Genomic DNA, 17,369 nt, shown 5'->3' on the forward strand with positions numbered 1-17,369 from the left:
TGGGATGATGAAAGCGTGAACCAAGATCGCACCGCGGGCACGACGCGCCGCCGCCCCGTCCAGAAGCGCAGCGCCGAACGATTCAAACGGCTGTTGGACGCCTGTGCCGAACTCCTGGACGAGGTCGGCTACATCGCGCTGACCACCAAGGAGGTGGCCCGCAGAGCCGAGGTGCCCATCGGCACCCTGTACCAGTTCTTCTCCGACAAGGAAGGGCTGATCGGCGCACTCGCCGCCCGCAACCTGGACACCTTCCTCGAACGGGTCTCCGCCCGGCTGGAGCGCGAGAGGCCCGAAGACGTCTCGGGCATCGTGGAGGTGACCGTCGACGAGTTCGTCACCATGCGCCGGACGATCACCGGTTTCGGCGTGGTCGACTTCGGCGCGGAGGGCCGGGACCACACCCTCGACCCGGCCCTGGACAACAACGCCGCGGTCGCCGGACGGTTGCGCGGGCTGACCGCGACCCTGACCGGAGTCCGGGACGACACCGAACTGGAGATCGTCGTCCGAGTGGCCCTGGAGTGCGCGGACAGCGTGCTGAAACTGGCCTTCCGTACCGATCCGCAGGGCGACCCCCGGCTGATCGCCGAGTGCAAACGAGTTCTCGACAGCTATCTGAACGATCAAATCCGGTCACTGACAACAGGCGGGTGAACGACGGGCTCCGCTGCCACAACACACGAACGGCTGCTCCGACTCCGCACGGAACCGGACTTCCTTCGGGGCACGTGGCTAGCGGACGCTCCTGACCTTCCAGACCAGTACCCCGCCCAGCGCGGACATGGCCGCGGAGCACAGGAACAACGAGCGGTAGCCCCCCAGTTCGCCGAGCACGACCGAGGCGATCGGGGGGACCAGCACGTACGGCAGGGAAGCCATCAGGTTGGCCAGGGCCATGTCCTTGCCCCGGTCCGCCGAGGCCGGGAGCACTTCGGTGACCAGGGCGGTATCGACGGCCAGGTACACGCCGTAGCCCAGACCCAGGATCACGGCCGCGACCAGCGTCATGGTCCAGGTGGGCGACAGGGCGAGCGGGATGGCGGCGACGGCCATCGTCAGGCCGCCGAGGCAGACCAGTACGCGGCGCTTGCCCAGTTTGTCGGAGAGCCAGCCGCTGAGGACGACCGTCGAGATCGTGGCCACGCAGTTGACGCCGATCACGATGAGCAGGCCATCGTCGGTGGATTGGCCGGGGAAGAGCCGCTCGTAGTGCAGGACGTCGTCCAGGAAGTACGGCATGTAAAGCGTGCCCAGGCCGTAGCCCAGGCCCATGACGAACCGGGAGCCCATCGCCCAGACGAAGTCGGGATGCTCGCGCGGGCTGATCCGGTAGCCGTCCAGGAAGGTGCGCAGCGAGAACGGCTCGCGGTGGCCGTCGGGCAGCGGCGGGTCCTTCATGACGACCGCGAACAGCACGATCAGCAGCGGGAACGCGGCCATCAGCGCGTACTGCGCGGGAAACCCGGCGACGAGACCGAGCATCAGGCCGCCCGCGATCAGGCCGCCCGCCTGCGGGACCGTGGCCCAGCCCAGCACCACGCCGCGTTGCGCGACCGGGACCCGGTCGGGGATCACCGGGGCGAGCCCGGCACCGATGATCATGAAGCCGGAGGACAGCAGCAGAGTGCCGAGCGCGACCCCGACGACCGTTGTTTGCAGGCCGGTGTAGACCAGCGCCGCCATGCAGACCAGCGAGCCCGCGATCATCCACGGCCGGCGGCGGCCGAACCGGCCGGTGGTGCGGTCGCAGAGCGCGCCGGCCAGGGGCGCGATGACGATTCCCGAGATCGCGCCCATCATGCTGACCCAGGCGTAGCTGTCGACCTTTCCCGCCGGGTCGATCCGGGCGATCTGGTCGGGCATCAGGAACGTGGTCGGCACCTGCATCGGGACGTACATCCCGACGTTGGCCAGGACGTACAGGACGACCCAGCCGGGGCCGACCTTGCGGGTCGGCTCGGCGAGGGCCTCGGGCCGTGCGGGGGCGAGGGTCATCGGGGCACTCTCACGAGGTGAACGAGTTCGCTCGTCCAGTCGAAGGACAGCAGCGGCGGGAGGCCGTGGCCGAGCAGGACGGCGCCTTCGTGCACGGTGCCGGTGGCCTCGTCCCGGTAGCGGGCGTCCGGATCGAGGCCCTTGAGCCGGGTGCGGGCGACCGAGCGGTTCAGCGCGGACGGCTGGAACTGGAACACGACGACCTCGTCCTCGGTGAGGTACTGCACGGCGTGGTGCGCCAGGCGGTACTGGACGCCGCCGTGCACCACGGGACGGATCCGCTTGTACTGCTCGATCAGCGTCCGGGACCAGGCCAGATCCTCCTCGCTCCAGTTCCGCAGGTCGCCGCCGATGCCCATCACCCCGGCCATCGAGACATGGAAGCGGTACCGGATCGAGGTCCGGCGGCCGGTGAAGCTGTTCGGGCTGTCGGTGACCCAGGCGCCCATGGTCCGGGCGGGCAGCAGCTGACAGTGTCCGTGCTGGATCGCGACCCGGTCGGCGGCATCGGTGTTGTCGGACGTCCAGACCTGGTCGGCGCGGGCCAGCACGCCCAGGTCGGCCCGGCCACCGCCGCCCGCGCACGACTCCAGGTACAGGCCCGGACGGGCGGCGCGCAGCCGGTCCATCACCTCGTAGACGCCGCGTGTGTGTTCCACCCAGACCCGGTCGGGATCGGCCGCCCCGGGTTGCCCGGCCTCGCTGAAGGACCGGTTCATGTCCCATTTGAGGAAGGCGACGTCCAGCTCGGTGACGGTCCTGACCAGCCATTCCACCGCCCATTCACGGACGTCGCGGCGGGCGAAGTTCAGCACGTGCTGGTTGCGGCGCAGGGTGCGGGGGCGGCCGTCCTGGCAGAGGATCCAGTCGGGGTGCGCACGGAACAGGTCGCTGTCGGGGTTGACCGCCTCGGGCTCGACCCACAGGCCGAAGCCCATGCCCAGCGCGCGGACGTGGTCGGCGAGCGGCCCCAGGCCGTCCGGAAAGCGGTCCGGGTTGGGCCACCAGTCGCCGAGCCCGGCCAGGTCACTGGTGCGGGCGCCGAACCAGGCGTCGTCCACCACGAAGACCTCGACGCCGATACCGGCGGCGAGTTCGGCCAGCTCGGTCTGCTGCTTCTCGGTGATGTCGAACTCGGTGGCCTCCCACGAGTTGAAGATCAGCGGGCGTTCGGCCGGACAAACGGGCAGCACCTGGCTTTCCGTGTAGGCGTGCCAGCGGCGGCTGGTGCCGCCGAAGCCGTCGGGGGCGTGGAGACCTATGAAGACAGGGGTCTCCAGGCTCTCACCGGGGACCAGTTTCCAGACCAGACCCTCGTGGCCGAAACCACCGGTCCAGGAGGCGCGACCGTAGGGGTCGCGGCGCAGGGTGATCCGGCGGCTGCCGCTCCAGGCCAAGGCCGCGCTCCAGACCTCGCCGTGCTCCTCCGCGGCATCGTGCGCGTCGAGCATCAGCCAGGGTCCGGCGTGCTGTCCTGTGATGCCGAGGCGGCTGGTGAACACGGTCTCGCCGACCGGCACCCGGTCGCGCCGGAGCTGGAACTCCCGCCCCCACTCCCCCACCACGTGGCTGACCCGATAGTCGTCGCGCGCGGGCAGCGTCCAGGCGGCGGAGTCGAACCGCAGGACGTCCACGGGCTCGTTCGCGGTGAGGACGGCCCAGCGTTCGATCTGGTCATGGCCGTCCCGGATCCGGTAGTGCAGGTCGAGACCGAGGGAGCGGACCCGGTCGGTGAAGGACAGCGTGAGCCGGCCGTCCTCGGCCGTGTGCGAGACGAACCGCCACTGGAAGCCGCGGACCCCGTCGTCGAAGCGGACGGTCAGGGAGGGCGCCCCGAACCGCAGGCCACCCTCGACCGCGTACTCCTCGCCGCCGGGGTCGTCGCCGCCGGGGTCCTCGGCGGGCAGGTCGGCCGCGATCACAACGGCCTGTTCCAGGGTCAGCGGCCGGCCCCAGTGCACGTGCCGGGGGACGTCGTCGGCGTCCAGCCGGAAGGCGTAGGAGGTGCCGGGCGTGCTCAGCAGCCAGAGGCGGGCCGCAGGGTGGTGAATGATCATACGGAACCCCTAAATATGAGTGGTGCTCATGTTTCGACACATGGTAGGCACTCGCACCCACGACGCCAAGGGGAAGATCGCGGCGATACCGCCGGCAGCCGGGAACGACGCGCCCACTCGTGTCCGCGGCGCGCTACAGCCTCTCCTGCCGGAAGAGGCTCAGAAACACCTGAGAGCAGAAACCAGCCGGATTCGCGAGCGAATAAGCAACTTTGCGGGACAGTTCCTGCTTGATCAGCACTCAGAGGGCATTGACATTGGTGAATTCGCGCATCTATAACGGGAGCCCGTCGTGCTGGTCGCCGCGAGCCGAGCACCTCGCCAACTCGGGTGATCCCGAGCCGTTTTGCCGCTGTACATGGTCCGTCGCACGCCAACTGCCCGCCCAAGAGCACGTGTTCCCACCCCCGAGATGAGGGATGCACCCCCGGTACCCCGGGGTCCCGGCCGACCCTCCGACGGCACTGCGCGGAGGTATGCCGCCTCCCCGGTGCTCGGCCGTGCCGAGCATCCGCGGCGCCGACCGAGCGACGCGAACGAATGTTTCGACCATGCACATCGAGAGGGAAAGATGACCCACCACCAGCTCTTCATCGCCGGCGCCTTCGTGGACGGAACGGGCTCCGGCACGTATGAGGTTCACAGCCCGGCCACCGGCGAGCTCGTCGGGACCGTCCCGGTGCCGTCGACCGCCGACCTGGCCGAGGCCGTACGCGCCGCCAACGAGGCGCAGGCGAAGTGGGCACGACTCACGGTGTGGGAACGCGCCGCGGTGTGCCATCGAATCGCCGACGAACTCCAGGAGCGTATCGAGGAGTTGGCCTACCTGACCGTGATGGAACAGGGCAAGCCGCTCAGCGAGGCGCTCGTCGACATGGAGGAGACCGCGCTGCTGTTCCGCCTCCAGGCGGACGACGCGACCCGCGTGTACGGCGAGACGATGCCGTCGCTGTCCGCGAACAAGCGGATGTTCACCACGTACCGGCCGGTCGGCACATGGGGGATCATCACGCCGTGGAACTTCCCGCTGCACTCGGTCGTGGAGTTCGTCGCGCCGGGCTTGGCGATGGGCAACGCGCTGGTCGTCAAGCCGCCGGCCAACACCCCGCTCAGCGTGCTCAAGGCGATGGAGGCATTCGTCGCGGCCGGGCTGCCCGACGGCCTGGTCAGCGTCCTGCCCGGGGACGGCACGATCGGCGAGGCGCTGGTGCGCCACCCGGGCATCGACGCGATCGGCTTCATCGGATCGTCGACCACCGGCGAGCGCATCCAGGCCGCGGCCGGGCTCAAGCGCTCCATCATGGAGTGCTCCGGCAATGGTCCCCTGATCGTCCTGGCGGACGCCGACCTCGACGCCGCGGCGAAGGCCGCCGTGTACGGCGCGCACTTCCTCGCCGGCCAGGTCTGTTGCGCGACCGAGCGGGTAATCGTCCACCGCGACGTGCACGACGGCTTCGTGGCGGCCGTGCTGCGCGCCGCCGAGGTCGTCGTCCTCGGCGACCCGTTCGATCCGGCCGTCAACCTCGGGCCGCTCAACAACGAGGGCGTCGCCGCCAAGATGGACCGCCACGTGGCCGACGCCCGCGCACGCGGCGCCAAGGTCCTCACCGGCGGCGGGCGGCGGGCGGGCATGCCGACCGACCTGTACTACGAGTTCACCGTGATCGACGACGTCCCGGTCGACAGCCTGGTCTCCCGCGAGGAGTCTTTCGGCCCAGTGGTGCCGATCATCACCGGCGTCGACGACGACGACCTTCTGCGCATCGCCAACGACGACGAACTCGGCTTGCAGGGCGCGGTGTTCACGAAGGACATGGGAACGGCCTTCCGGTTCTTCGAGGAGATGGCCGTCGGTCAGGTCATCGTCAACGACAGCACGTGCTACTGGGACGCCAATATGCCGTTCGGCGGAGCGGGTGGCCGGCGGACCGGGTGGGGCCGGATGGGCAGCAAACACACCCTGCACGCCATGGCCGACGTTCGCACGGCGGTCTTCGGATTCTGAGCCGCGCTGCCTCCGCGCGAAGGCGGCCGAACGACCGGGCGGGGCCGCACGCGGCGCGCCCCGCCCGGGTCCGGCCGGCAAACGGCTGACGAGCGGCCCACTACCGGGATCAGTCCCGGCCGTCGGCGGTCGCCAACACCTCCACCGCCGCTCGCGGGTCCCCGCCCCCGAGCGTCGGTCCGGCCGGTAGCGCCACGCCGCCGAATCGCGAGTCCGGCCCAACGCACCGGCCCGGACGAAAGGCGTCCGTCGTCGATTCGGGCGCGGCGTCGAGGAGGATCTTCAGGAGTTCGCCCGGGGCATCGCGCATGACGTTGTGACCGGAGGCCACACTGTGCACGTGCCACGCGGGGTCGTTCGACAGTCGCCGATGGACGGCCTGGAAAGGCGACCCCCCTTCCCAGGCGGTCGCGTACACGAAGTCCCGACGCTCGAACCGGTCGAGGCCGTCCTCGAGACGCACCACCTGCATCAGCGACGCCAACGGGTGCGGTGTGGCCCGTGGATCGAAGAACGGCAGTGGCTCGCTGGTATAGCCGTCACGGCCGACGCCACCGAGGTACCACTCGCGTTCCCGGTCAGTCACCAGGGACCAGCAGGATTCGCCGTCACGCGGCAGGAGGGCGTCGACGTAGACGAGTCCTCGCACCCGGTGCCGGGCGCGGTCGGCGGCACCGGTGATCACCATTCCCCCGTAACTGTGCCCGACGAGTACGGCGTCGGTGATCTGCTCGTCCTCCAGGAGGTTGACCACGTCCTGGATGTGGGTGTCGAGGTTGACCGAGGCGGTCAGCAGGTGCTTTCGGTCGCCGACGCCGGTCAGGGTCAAGGCGTACGCCTGGTGGCCGTGTTCGCGAATGTCTCGGGCCAGGGGTTGGAAGACCCAGGCGCCGTGCCAGGCGCCGGGGACCAGGACGAAAGTGGTCACGGAAAACCTCTGTGGTTGGTGCGATGGGGTGCGTGGATGGCCGGCCGATAGTGCAGGTGCACCACGCCGGCGCGGGCGTGCTTCACCCGGACCAAGGCGAGCGGGATGCGCTCGCCGTCGGTGGGGAACAGTCGTCGCCCCGCGCCCACTACGATCGGGTGCATCAGCAGGTGCAGGTCGTCGACGAGGCCGGCCCGCAGTAGGGAGCGGGTCAGCGTGATGCTGCCGGAGACATCGATGTCACTGCCGGGTTGCCGCTTGAGCACGGCCAGACCGGCGGCGACATCCGGCCCGAGGACTCGCACGTCGTCCCACTCGGCCACGTCCTCCGCGACGGGGCGCGCATGGGCCGCGAAGTGCGGAGGACACCCCTGCGGCAGAGTCCCCACCACACCGTCCAGGGAGACCGGCAGCGTGGCCACGATCCGACGCAGGCGCGCTCCCGTCGCCTCGGCGGTCCCGGGGATCTTCATCGTTCACTCCAAGTCATGGCGGTAGCGGACGATCGGGCCCTCCCCTGCGAGGCCCGATCGCCGCCGTCTTGGCCGGTCGGGTTAACGTGTTCGATCCAACCGTCACCTGCCGGAGGGCATCAAGGCCCGCTCGAAGCATGGTTGTTTAGCCGGATTCAATAACGGAGCGTGACGTGCTGCTGGAACGGGTGGAAGTACAGACCTTCCTGGCGCTCGCTGAGGAACTGCACTTCGGACGTGTCGCCGAGCGCTTGGGCCTGACCACCGGCCGGGTCAGCCAGACCATCAAGAAACTCGAACGTCGCGTCGGCGCTCCCCTGTTCGAGCGCACCACTCGCCAGGTCCGCCTGACCCCGCTGGGCCGTCGGTTCGCCGACGAACTGGCGCCGCTGGTTCGCGACATGGACGACGCGCTGCGCCGAGCCGTGGACGCCGCGCGCGGAGTGACCGGTGTGCTCCGAGCCGGATTCCTGGGAGCCGCGGCCGGCCAACTGCTGCTCAGGACCATTCCCGTGTTCGCGGCCCGCCACCCCGACTGCGAAGTCCACATTCACGAGACGCAGGTCCACGACGCCATCGGCCGGCTCGGTGCCGGTGAACTCGACGTCCTGATCACGGCCTTGCCGGTGTCGGGAGTGATCACCGGGCCCGTCCTGCTCTCCGAGACCCGGGTCCTGGCCGTACCGGCGACACCCTCGTGGGCATCGCGCACATCGGTGTCGATCGAGATTCTCGCGGACCAACCGGTGATCCAGATGTCCGCGAACATGCCCGAGGAACTGCGCATCGACCGCTCGCCCGCGCAGACCCCCTCCGGCCGGCCGGTCCACAAGGGCCCGACCGCCACCACGTTCCCCGAGGCGCTTGCCCTCATCGCCTCCGGCAAAGGCGTCTTTCCCGTCGGCGAACACGCCGCGCACTTCTACCCGCGCCCCGACATCACCTACATCCCCTTCCACGACGCCGCCCCCGTCCGGTGGGGCCCGGTCTGGCTGGACAGCAACAACGTCGCCCGCGTCCGGGCGTTCGTCCGCGCCGCCGAGGACGCCTGCGACGGAACCGTCACCTGAGACGACGGGCCGGCCGGCGCGAGAAGTGTGTCGTGGATGCGCTGTCCACCTCGACCGTCCGGCGGTCGACTCCGGGACTCGACCCGGTCAGTCCTCGCCCACCTGGATCAGGATCGCAAAGTGCGTCCCATCCGTCCCGGCGATCAGGCCGTCGAACGTGCACGGAGTGACGCCATTCACCGATCCGTCGTCGGCGACGCGGTTGGTCCACCAGGTCGCGTCCGGGCCGAGGAGCGTCACCACTCGGGCGGCCGCGTCGCGAGCGACGTCCCGATCCATGATTTCCGCGGGTGACCAGACCAGATCGACAGCCGCCAACTCGGCCATCGACTCCACGGCGGCGGCCCGGTCGTCGAGCGGTTCCAGCGATCCGGCGATCCGGACGGCATGGCGGATGCCCGAGTACTCCCCGGGCCGGGGTCGAGGCCAGACATGATCCTTCCAGTGGTCGTCCATGAGTCGCTCGATCACCGCGCCGATCTCGGCGGCGAGTTCGGGCATGTCGGCATCCGGCTCGGCGAAGCACCCGGAGGCGACAAAGACCAGGTTCGGCGTGCTGAGAACAGCCAGGTGCTCGGCGAGCTCGTGGGCAACTTCGGTACGAGACATGCCCGAAAGCCTGGCACCTCACCGATCGTGCCGCAGCCGACGTGTGCGGTCGGCGCGGAGTGGCTCCGTCACCTCGACCACGGAACGGGCCGGCGTGGACCACCGCGCCCGTCGTCCGGACCGCCCACGGCCACGAGCGCACCGTTCGCCGCCCCGAAGACGCACCCCCTCGCCCGTGTCTCCATAATGTCGCCGTGACCCTCCCCACCCCCGAGCCGGCGGCACCTGCGGCGCCCGTGGCACCCACCGCCCCTGTGGAATCCAACGTGCGTGTGTCCGCGTTGGAGCTGTTCTTCGACTTGGTCTTCGTGTTCACGGTGACCCAGTTGACCGCTGCGCTCGCGCACGACCTGAACCCGACCGGGATCACTCGGGTGGTGCTCATGCTCGCGCTCATCTGGTGGATGTACAGCGGCTACGTGTGGCTGACCAATACCGTGCCGCCGACCACACCCCTGCGGCGCACCCTCCTGATGGTCGGGATGGCGGGCTTCCTCGTGGTCGCGCTGGCCGTTCCGCACGCCTTCGACGGGACCGGGGAGGCGTTCGGATTCGGGTATCTGATGGTGGCCGGCGTGCACTTCGCGATGTTCCTGGCCTCGGGCGGCACCCGGCAGGCGTTCTTGCGGATCGCACCGTTCAACCTGTCCAGCACCGCGTTGATCGTGATCGGCGGCTTCCTCGACACCAACGCGCAACTCGCGGTGTGGGCTGCCGCGCTGGTCGTGCAGATCATCACGCCGTACGTCGCGGGCAACGACGGTTTCCGGTTGAGCGTCCCGCACTTCGTGGAACGGCACGGTCTGGTGGTGATCGTGGCGCTGGGCGAGTCGGTGATCGCGATCGGCGTCGGTGCGCAGGGGCTCGCGCTGAACGCGACCCTGATCGCGACGGCGGCATCGACCCTGACGGTGTGCTTCGCCATCTGGTGGGCGTACTTCGGCTCCGAGGACGACGAGCACGCCATCGCGGTGCTGGAGCGGCTGGAACCCAAGGCCCGCAACCTGCGCGCGCTCAACATCTATGGGTATGTGCACTACGGACTGCTACTCGGCGTGCTGCTGTTCGCGGCCGGCGTCAAGGGAGCGATGGCGCATCCCTCGGACCACCTCGACACCGTCCACGCGGGCACGCTGGTGGGCGGACTCGCGCTCTTCCTCGCCGCGGTCGTCGCCACCCGTCGGGCCTTCCGAATCACCCCCAACGGCTACCGGATCGGCGCCGTACTGGCCCTGCTCGCCACCATCCCGATCGGCCGCTTCGGCTCGGCCCTGGCCCAGATCACCACCATCGCCACGATCCTGATCGCGTGCGGCACACTGGAAACCCGCCATCGGCGCCGACTCCCACACCGCGCCGACACCACGGGCTGACCACCCTCGATGGCCGCAACGCCTGATCCACGCCTACGAGTCGGGCCCGGACACCCCGCACCCCTGCGGTCGGATGGTGAGGTCGCGAAGCCGCTCGCCCGCGTTCGTACGCGGCCGGCGACCGGCGACCGGCGCGAGGATCGCTGCCGGCCGCCGTGAAGCCCGCCCGCTACGCGGTGGTGGGCGCCGAAAGCGGTCGCACCGACGGCCCCGAGTTGGGCAACCCTCGTCACGACGAGGGTTCGGCGATCGCCGAACCAAGCCGTGGCACGCGGGTCGTCCGGTTTGCCCGTCGTGGGATCGGGCCGGGCGCGTGGGAAGGAACCGCGCAGGCTCATACCCGCGAACCCACGGCCCGCCCATCCATCAGGTCCGTCGGATGACTAGGCGTACGCCCACCACACCCAACCCTTGACCCCACTGGCGTTGTGCTTCACGTAGTACCACCAGTTGGCCTCGCCGGCGTTCTTCTGGCAGTACACGGTGACGTCGGCGCCCTTCTGCAGCAACCGAAGCACCGTGGAGTTGCTGCTCGGCTTGGATCGCAGCCGGACGTTGCTGCCGGAGATCTCCACGACGTGGTCCCTGAAGTCCGTGTCGCACGAGGGATGCGACGCGGCCGACGCACCGGGAGCCACCACGACCGCGCCACCGGTGAGGAGCAACGCGGAGGCGGCCGCCATGCCGAGTCGACGTCGAAGCGCCATGGATCGGCCTCCGGACTTGCGGTTCGCCGTACTGGATTTCATCGAATGCCCATTCCCGCCCGCAGACGCGCGGACGACCCGAGTCGGCGGCGCTTCGGCCACCGCGTGATCACAGTCGGCGATTCACGCTAGTTCCACACCCCTTGGCCGTCTATCCGTATCGCGCGCACCCGAGTACGCGAAGAACACGGCTCCGCGACGCCTCGGACCACACCCCCGCCGCCGGGACCGGGATCGTCCACCGCGAACCGACGCCGTTCAGAGTGGGGAATTGCGCCGTCGGCCGGGGATGGTTCGTCGAGGTGGTCGGGTGAGGGTGATCTGGCGTACCAGTTGGTGCAGGCAGGCCGTGGTCGCGGCGGCGGGCAGAGCGGCGACGACGACGCCGTGGACGGTCCTGGGGGCGTGGATCACGGAAAGCGCCACGGACAGGCCGGCGAAAATGGTGACCACGATCCACGAGTGCAGTGCCCGGCGGCGGTGGAGGCTGGAGCGCAGGATCGACAGGGAGGCCACGACCCACGGGCCGTGGACCAGGACGGGCCACCACCGGGCCGGGCCGGTGGTCGAGCCGGCGGCGTGCCGCAGCGAAGCGAGGGTGATCACCGCGCCCAGCACGCTGATCGCGGCGACCAGGACGACGCTCGCCAACACCATGCCGCGGCTGAGCCGGTCCAATCGCCGTGTGCCCGTGGCCGGGCGGGCGACCGTCGGGAAGCGTCGGCGATGACTGCCGGGCTCCCGGATCGGAGCCGGCAATTCGACGGTGGCGGGAACCTCGTCGACCGGGGCGCCCAGAAGCCGGGCGAGATCGGCCTCGAACTCCGGATCCCCCACCACCGCGAACGACGAGGACAGCCCGCCGGGTGGCGCGGCCGCGTCCGGCACCGGCCACTCCGCAACGCCGGGGAACAATGCGGCGCCCTGGGGGAATTGCATGCCGGGCGGGAGATGAGGGTCGTATCCAAAACCTTCGTACATGGGCCTGACTCGTTCATGGGCTCGGGCGTTGTCAGATGTCGGCGGGTATTCCCACAGGTCACGATCGTGGATCGTCCGGCACGTCGTCGAGGCGGCGTGAGTATTCCGCGGCGATCAACAGCATCGCAAGCGCGAACTGCTCCATGTCGGCGGAGCAATGACGGAGCAGGACGCGGTTCCCCGCGCGTTCGATGTACGCGTGCGGCGAACGCTTGAGGAACGTCGCCGCACGAGGGGTGAGTACCCAATCCCCCATGCGGAACGTGCGTTGGGCCAGTGCGGGCGGAACCGCGACGGAGGCGAAAGCTCGGGGAGTCACGCCCGGGTAACGACGCGCTCGGCTCGTAAGCTCTGGTCCGAAACGGTGAACGACGCCCCGAATCGGTGTCCTTTTCGGTCTCGCCTCGTACATTTCCGATCACCGGCTCCGCGGGGCTCCTGCCACCGAGAGCACGAAATGCCGTGCGCTCGCAGGGATGCGTGACCGCCCGCCGTATGGATTCTTTACCTTCGCAACAGACGGCTCTGGAGTTGGCAAAGGTTTCGGCGAAGGGGCCGAATGGCGGTCCCCTCGGGCTCGTTCGTCGAACACGCCTGTTCATCGATCCGGCTCCGGGCATCTTCATCGGCGCCCGAGGCAACGCGCCGCTCCTCCCGACACCGAACCGCCCTCGCCCCGGCACGAACCGCCGGGAAAACCACCGCGCCATCTCCCGGTGGGATCCATCGCTTGAATCTATGATTAACCGGAAAATGCTCAATAAGGGTGTAATTCCTGTCATACACCTATCCGGCTTCGCCATGATGCGCTGTCATGTCCGTGCCAGATCGCCCCGCTCGTCTCGTCACGGGAAGGCAGGAACATGGGCAGATTCAGGTACGGAACCGCAGCGCCGGCCATCATGCTGGCCGCCTCGGGGTTGCTCGCGGCCGCAGGAGGTACGGCGCACGCGGAAGCGGGTCAGGACAACATCGGCATGTACAAGCAGGAGAAGTCCCAGTGGTGTTGGGTCGCCTCCGGCCTGACCATCGCCAAGTTCCACGGCTTCGGCTCCACGCAGACGGACTTCTGCGACCGCTCCCAGCCCTACTACGGCTGCAACAACCAGCCCGCCACGCTCGACGACATGGCCAGGGGCTGGAACAGCCTCGGCATGACCCGCCTCGGGTCGGGTCTGAACAGCGCGGCCACCTTCAACCAGGTCTACACCGAGGTCAAGGCGGCCCGGCCGATCGGCGCCCGCATCGGGTGGACGTCCGGTGGTGGCCACATGAACGTGGTCTACGGCTTCGACACGTCGCGCAACACGATCGCGGTCGCCGACCCATGGCCGGACACCACCACGTACACGTGGTGGAACTACGCCGACTACGTGAGCAACAGTTCGTCGAAGTGGACCCACTCCCGCATCGGTATCTCCCGCTAAGGCAGGCGACATGCGCGACACCAGCGGCATCACGAAGTCCGGCAAGCGGGCGGGCTCTCGCTTCTCCCGCCTGCCCACCGTCCTCGCACTGAGCGCGGCCGCACTGCTGTCCGTCGCCGGCAGCGGTCACGCGGCCCCGGCCAAGGACCCGCTCCCGGTTGACATCCCCGACTACCAGGCCGCCCTCGACACGGTGAAGTCCACCGCTGTCCGTGACACCGTCTGCCGCTTCCTGCGTACTCCGGTGCCCGCCGACGCAGCCGGGTCGGTGCAGGCGATTCCCGAAACGCCCGAGCCGTGCCAGGACCTCCCGGCCTTCACGATCAAGGATCCGGTGGCACTGAACGAAATCACCCCCGGATTCGTCGCGGGCACCGCCCCGCCACTGCCCACCGAGGCAATCGAACTGGCACACCTGGTCTCCTCGCTGAACATCGCCGTCAACGGCCGCAACGCCACCGTCATGCTCGCCCCCTCCCAGGGCGGCGGCTGGCACCTGGCGGGCGTGCGCGACGGCGACGGCGACGCCACATACGCCGGCAAAGCCACCGTGGGAACCCTGGTCTTCACCGAGCCGCAGATCCGCGGCTGGTACCAGCTCAGGCTCAACACCGTCGAGCCGCTCAACGACCAGGCCCGGCAGGGACTGGGCGGCCGGGCGTCGATGTCGCTCGGCGATTACCAGAAGCTGGTCAAGGCCCGCTACGCCGACAAGCTGCCCGGCTCGGAGTACGACACAACGGGGTACTCCAGCGGCTACGGCCCCCAACCCGAGGCGGACGAGGCGTCGTCCGCCACCCCGCTGCTCGCCGGTTCCGGCGCGGCACTCGCCCTCGCGGGCGGGGCCCTCGCCCTGCACCGGCGTCGGCGCGCGAACGCCACCTGAACCCGACTCCGCTCACCGCTCACCCCACCCCCGTCAGCCGACGACGGAGCGAAGCCCCCGTCCCCGACCCCGCTACGGCGTGTCTTCAATCCCCCGCCGAGCACCACGACGCCCGGCACCGCACCTCGCCGCCCCGGCGAGGTGCGGCCCATCCACGCCCCGGACTCCCGCCGGATCACCGAACCCACCCCCGGAGACGGGGCCTGTCCCTCACCCGGCTAACCGCGTACGTGCAGGCCGAATCCCTTGCGGCCCGGCACTTCCAAACCCTCCTTCAACCGCAGTGCCGGGATCTCGTAGTCACCGAAGTTCTGGCGTCGGAACGCGATCGGCTCGGTCGTCTCCAGCGACAGCAGCCGCTCCTTCCACGCCTTCGCGGCGTCCTCGAAGTCGCCGCCGGTGATCCTGTCGGCGCCGTACAGCACGAACGGCGGCAGCACCTCGATACCCGGGTAGTACAGGATTCCGTGGTGGATCGGGAACAGCAGGTCCTCGATGGGGCCGTTGATCCCGCGATCGGTGTAGTGGGACTCCGGGCCCCCGACGGTCACCGACAGGATCGCCCGCCGCCCCAGCAGCGTCCCCTCACCGAAACGCTCGCCGTACCGCGTCTCGTCGTGCGCTCCGACGCCGTACGCGAAGCGGAAGGAGAACACCCGGTCCACCCAGCCTTTGAGGATTGCCGGCATCGTGTACCACCACATCGGGAACTGGAAGACCACCGTGTCGGCCCACAGCAGCTTCTCCTGCTCGGCCGCCACGTCGGGCGTGAGCGCGCCGGCCTCGAACGCCCGGCCCGAACTCGGCACCACCCGCAGCGGGCTCGTGGCATGCTCGCCGAAGTCCGCCGCGTCCACCACGGCCTTCCAGTTCATCGCGTACAGGTCGCTCACCCGCACCTCGTGCCCGGCGGCTTCGAGAGTGGACACGGCGAAGTCCTTCAGTGTGCCGTTCAGCGAACGCGGCTCGGGGTGGGCGTAGACGATGAGCGCCTTCATGGCTGTTCCCTTCGACTCGACGAGGTGTTCGCCATGAATGCTCGACCGTCGCGGCCGCGTCGTTCAGGGGCGCTTCTTCCATCGGACCGGACTTCCTGGTAACGACAGGACCACCTTCAGGGGGCACCACCGAGGCCATACTGGGGACATGGACGATCTCGCGGGCTTCCTACGCACCCGGCGCTCCCGGGTCGACCCTTCCGCCGTCGGCATCCCCACCGACAGCCGCCGTCGCGTCGAAGGGCTGCGCCGCGAAGAGGTCGCGCACCTGTCCGGAGTCAGCGTCGACTACTACGTACGCCTGGAACAGGGCCGCGCGACTCAGCCCTCCGAGCAGGTCCTCGACGCGCTCGCCCGCGTCCTCGGCCTCGACGAGACCGAACGCGGGCACCTCGAGCGGCTCGCCCGGCAGCGCCGCCGCCGCGCGAAGGCGCCGAGCGGGCGGGTCCGGCCGGAACTGCTGCGTGTCCTCGGCCTGGTCGCCGACGCACCCGCGCTGATCATGGACCACCGCCTGGACGTGCTCGCCGGGAACCGCCTCGCCGGGCTCCTGTACGGCCGGTCGATGCCGGGCCTGAACACCGCCCGGCACATCTTCCTCGAGGAGGCCGAGCGCGGCCTGTACGCGGACTGGGAGGCATGCACCCTCGACGTGGTCGGGCACCTGCGCCTGGCCGCCGGCAAATACCCCGAGGATCCCCGCCTGGCCTCGCTCATCGGCGAGTTGGCAATGGGCAGCGAGCGCTTCCGCCGCCTCTGGGCCCGCGCGGACGTGCGCGCCCGCGCGCATGGACGCAAGGCGTACCGGCACCCGCTGGTCGGGCTGCTGGAACTGCACCAGGAGAACTTCGCGCTACCGGACGAATCAGGCATGGAGCTGCTGGTGTTGTCCGCGGCACCCGGGAGCCCCACCGAGGACGGGCTGCGCCTGTTGGGCGCGCTCGGTGGTGATGGCCATCCCACGAGGAAAGACCTGCCGGCAACGAATGTGTCATGAGCCGCGATAGACCGTTGGATCAGCGGCCACCCGCGCCGGGGATCGACGCGGCAGCCGCTGCCGTGCGACTCGGCCGCGGATTCCGCCGACGGATGGCCAACGGATGCCCACGCGGACCGGGCAGCGACTCGGACCTCGCCGGCGTGCCTGGTTCAGGTCAGGTGCTCGTGGCGCGGCTGGGGGTGCGTCACCATGTGCGTGGCGGCCGCGATCAGACCGCCGATGAGCGGCGCCACGATGAACAGCCACAGTTGGTTGAGTGCGTCACCGCCCGCGAAGAGCGCGGGCCCCAGGCTGCGCGCGGGGTTCACCGACGTACCCGTCAGCGGGATGCCGACCAGGTGAACCACCGCAAGCACGAGGCCGATCGGCAACCCGTCGAACCCGGTGACCGCGAGCCGGTGCGTAACCGCGAGCACGACGAACACCAGCAGGAAAGTGAGCATCACCTCCGCCAGGAACGCGCCGCCCGTGTTGATGCCCACCACGGAGCGGTCACCCCAACCGTTGCTGCCGAACTTGTCGTGCGTCTGGAGGCCGGGCACCTGCTTCGCGAGCAGGTACAGCAGTGCCGCGCCGGCGATGCAGCCGAGGAACTGCGCGATCCAGTAGCCGACCGCCCGCTTCACATCGATCCGCCGAGCGACCAGAAAACCCAGGGTCACGGCGGGGTTCACATGGCAACCGGAGATCGCGCCGAGGCTGTACGCCAGTGCCAGGAGCACGAATCCGAAGGCCAGGGCGATACCGACGACACCGAGATAGGGCTTGCCCAGGACTGCGGACCCCACCCCGAAGAAGACCAGCACAAGGGTTCCCAAGAATTCGCAGATCAATGCCCGGCGTTCCATGAAGGCTCC

General features: G+C 69.5%; 17 protein-coding genes. 7 read left to right on the forward strand and 10 right to left on the reverse strand.

What is annotated here, in order from left to right; all coding sequences use genetic code 11:
• Positions 1-15 precede the first annotated feature (15 nt).
• Complete coding sequence (locus tag A3IC_RS0104845; protein ID WP_020548943.1) at positions 16-657, forward strand: TetR/AcrR family transcriptional regulator; 642 nt, start codon at positions 16-18, stop codon at positions 655-657.
• A gap of 78 nt (positions 658-735) precedes the next feature.
• Here A3IC_RS0104845 and A3IC_RS0104850 read toward each other — a convergent pair whose 3' ends face one another.
• Entirely contained in the window at positions 736-1,998 is a 1,263-nt protein-coding gene (locus A3IC_RS0104850; RefSeq protein WP_020548944.1) for an MFS transporter, read from the reverse strand.
• Positions 1,995-4,055, reverse strand: coding sequence for an alpha-galactosidase (locus tag A3IC_RS0104855; RefSeq protein WP_020548945.1), 2,061 nt, complete (start codon positions 4,053-4,055; stop codon positions 1,995-1,997). The genes A3IC_RS0104850 and A3IC_RS0104855 overlap by 4 nt, the downstream gene beginning before the upstream one ends.
• Positions 4,056-4,626: 571 nt before the next feature.
• Between A3IC_RS0104855 and A3IC_RS0104860 the strand changes: the two genes are divergently transcribed.
• Entirely contained in the window at positions 4,627-6,060 is a 1,434-nt protein-coding gene (locus A3IC_RS0104860; RefSeq protein WP_020548946.1) for an aldehyde dehydrogenase family protein, read from the forward strand.
• 109 nt (positions 6,061-6,169) lie between these two features.
• On the opposite strand, the gene A3IC_RS0104865 is transcribed toward A3IC_RS0104860, so the two are convergent.
• Together A3IC_RS0104865 and A3IC_RS61815 are read right to left on the reverse strand one after the other, a co-directional pair.
• On the reverse strand, positions 6,170-6,988 hold the full coding sequence (locus A3IC_RS0104865) for an alpha/beta fold hydrolase (RefSeq protein WP_020548947.1): 819 nt from the start codon (positions 6,986-6,988) through the stop codon (positions 6,170-6,172).
• Complete coding sequence (locus A3IC_RS61815; protein WP_020548948.1) at positions 6,985-7,461, reverse strand: dihydrofolate reductase family protein; 477 nt, start codon at positions 7,459-7,461, stop codon at positions 6,985-6,987. Before A3IC_RS61815 ends, A3IC_RS0104865 begins: the two co-directional genes overlap by 4 nt.
• A 173-nt stretch (positions 7,462-7,634) precedes the next feature.
• On the opposite strand from A3IC_RS61815, the gene A3IC_RS0104875 reads away from it, so the two are divergent.
• Positions 7,635-8,531: a LysR family transcriptional regulator gene (locus A3IC_RS0104875; protein WP_020548949.1), complete on the forward strand. Its 897-nt coding sequence runs from the start codon at positions 7,635-7,637 to the stop codon at positions 8,529-8,531.
• Between the two features lie 87 nt (positions 8,532-8,618).
• Here A3IC_RS0104875 and A3IC_RS0104880 read toward each other — a convergent pair whose 3' ends face one another.
• The gene (locus tag A3IC_RS0104880) at positions 8,619-9,140 is read right to left on the reverse strand and encodes a hypothetical protein (protein WP_020548950.1); all 522 of its coding nucleotides are present in this window, start codon (positions 9,138-9,140) and stop codon (positions 8,619-8,621) included.
• A gap of 194 nt (positions 9,141-9,334) precedes the next feature.
• Here A3IC_RS0104880 and A3IC_RS52530 point away from each other — a divergent pair, with 194 nt between their 5' ends.
• Positions 9,335-10,513, forward strand: coding sequence for a low temperature requirement protein A (locus tag A3IC_RS52530; RefSeq protein WP_158695804.1), 1,179 nt, complete (start codon positions 9,335-9,337; stop codon positions 10,511-10,513).
• Positions 10,514-10,896: 383 nt separating this feature from the next.
• On the opposite strand, the gene A3IC_RS0104890 is transcribed toward A3IC_RS52530, so the two are convergent.
• From A3IC_RS0104890 to A3IC_RS52540, 3 genes are all read right to left on the reverse strand, one after another.
• On the reverse strand, positions 10,897-11,220 hold the full coding sequence (locus A3IC_RS0104890) for an SH3 domain-containing protein (protein ID WP_158695805.1): 324 nt from the start codon (positions 11,218-11,220) through the stop codon (positions 10,897-10,899).
• Positions 11,221-11,478: 258 nt separating this feature from the next.
• On the reverse strand, positions 11,479-12,159 hold the full coding sequence (locus A3IC_RS52535) for a DUF2637 domain-containing protein (RefSeq protein WP_020548953.1): 681 nt from the start codon (positions 12,157-12,159) through the stop codon (positions 11,479-11,481).
• Positions 12,160-12,259: 100 nt separating this feature from the next.
• Positions 12,260-12,457, reverse strand: a complete 198-nt coding sequence (locus A3IC_RS52540; protein WP_040876134.1) for a hypothetical protein — start codon at positions 12,455-12,457, stop codon at positions 12,260-12,262.
• Positions 12,458-13,064: 607 nt separating this feature from the next.
• On the opposite strand from A3IC_RS52540, the gene A3IC_RS0104905 reads away from it, so the two are divergent.
• Both A3IC_RS0104905 and A3IC_RS0104910 read left to right on the forward strand, forming a co-directional pair.
• The gene (locus tag A3IC_RS0104905; RefSeq protein WP_026217897.1) at positions 13,065-13,628 is read left to right on the forward strand and encodes a papain-like cysteine protease family protein; all 564 of its coding nucleotides are present in this window, start codon (positions 13,065-13,067) and stop codon (positions 13,626-13,628) included.
• A gap of 10 nt (positions 13,629-13,638) precedes the next feature.
• Positions 13,639-14,514 carry a hypothetical protein gene (locus tag A3IC_RS0104910; RefSeq protein WP_020548956.1) on the forward strand — a complete coding sequence of 292 codons (876 nt, stop codon included), beginning with the start codon at positions 13,639-13,641 and terminating at the stop codon, positions 14,512-14,514.
• A 218-nt stretch (positions 14,515-14,732) separates the two neighbouring features.
• Here A3IC_RS0104910 and A3IC_RS0104915 read toward each other — a convergent pair whose 3' ends face one another.
• Positions 14,733-15,512 carry an NAD(P)H-dependent oxidoreductase gene (locus A3IC_RS0104915; RefSeq protein ID WP_020548957.1) on the reverse strand — a complete coding sequence of 260 codons (780 nt, stop codon included), beginning with the start codon at positions 15,510-15,512 and terminating at the stop codon, positions 14,733-14,735.
• Between the two features lie 148 nt (positions 15,513-15,660).
• On the opposite strand from A3IC_RS0104915, the gene A3IC_RS52545 reads away from it, so the two are divergent.
• The gene (locus tag A3IC_RS52545) at positions 15,661-16,509 is read left to right on the forward strand and encodes a helix-turn-helix transcriptional regulator (RefSeq protein WP_020548958.1); all 849 of its coding nucleotides are present in this window, start codon (positions 15,661-15,663) and stop codon (positions 16,507-16,509) included.
• A 152-nt stretch (positions 16,510-16,661) separates the two neighbouring features.
• Here the strand turns inward: A3IC_RS52545 and A3IC_RS0104925 are convergent, their stop codons facing one another.
• A complete protein-coding gene (locus A3IC_RS0104925; RefSeq protein ID WP_020548959.1) occupies positions 16,662-17,360 on the reverse strand; it encodes an MIP/aquaporin family protein in 699 nt (232 codons plus the stop codon).
• Positions 17,361-17,369: the final 9 nt, after the last annotated feature.

Origin of the sequence: Embleya scabrispora DSM 41855 (assembly GCF_000372745.1) — a bacterium.
Classification (GTDB): domain Bacteria; phylum Actinomycetota; class Actinomycetes; order Streptomycetales; family Streptomycetaceae; genus Embleya; species Embleya scabrispora.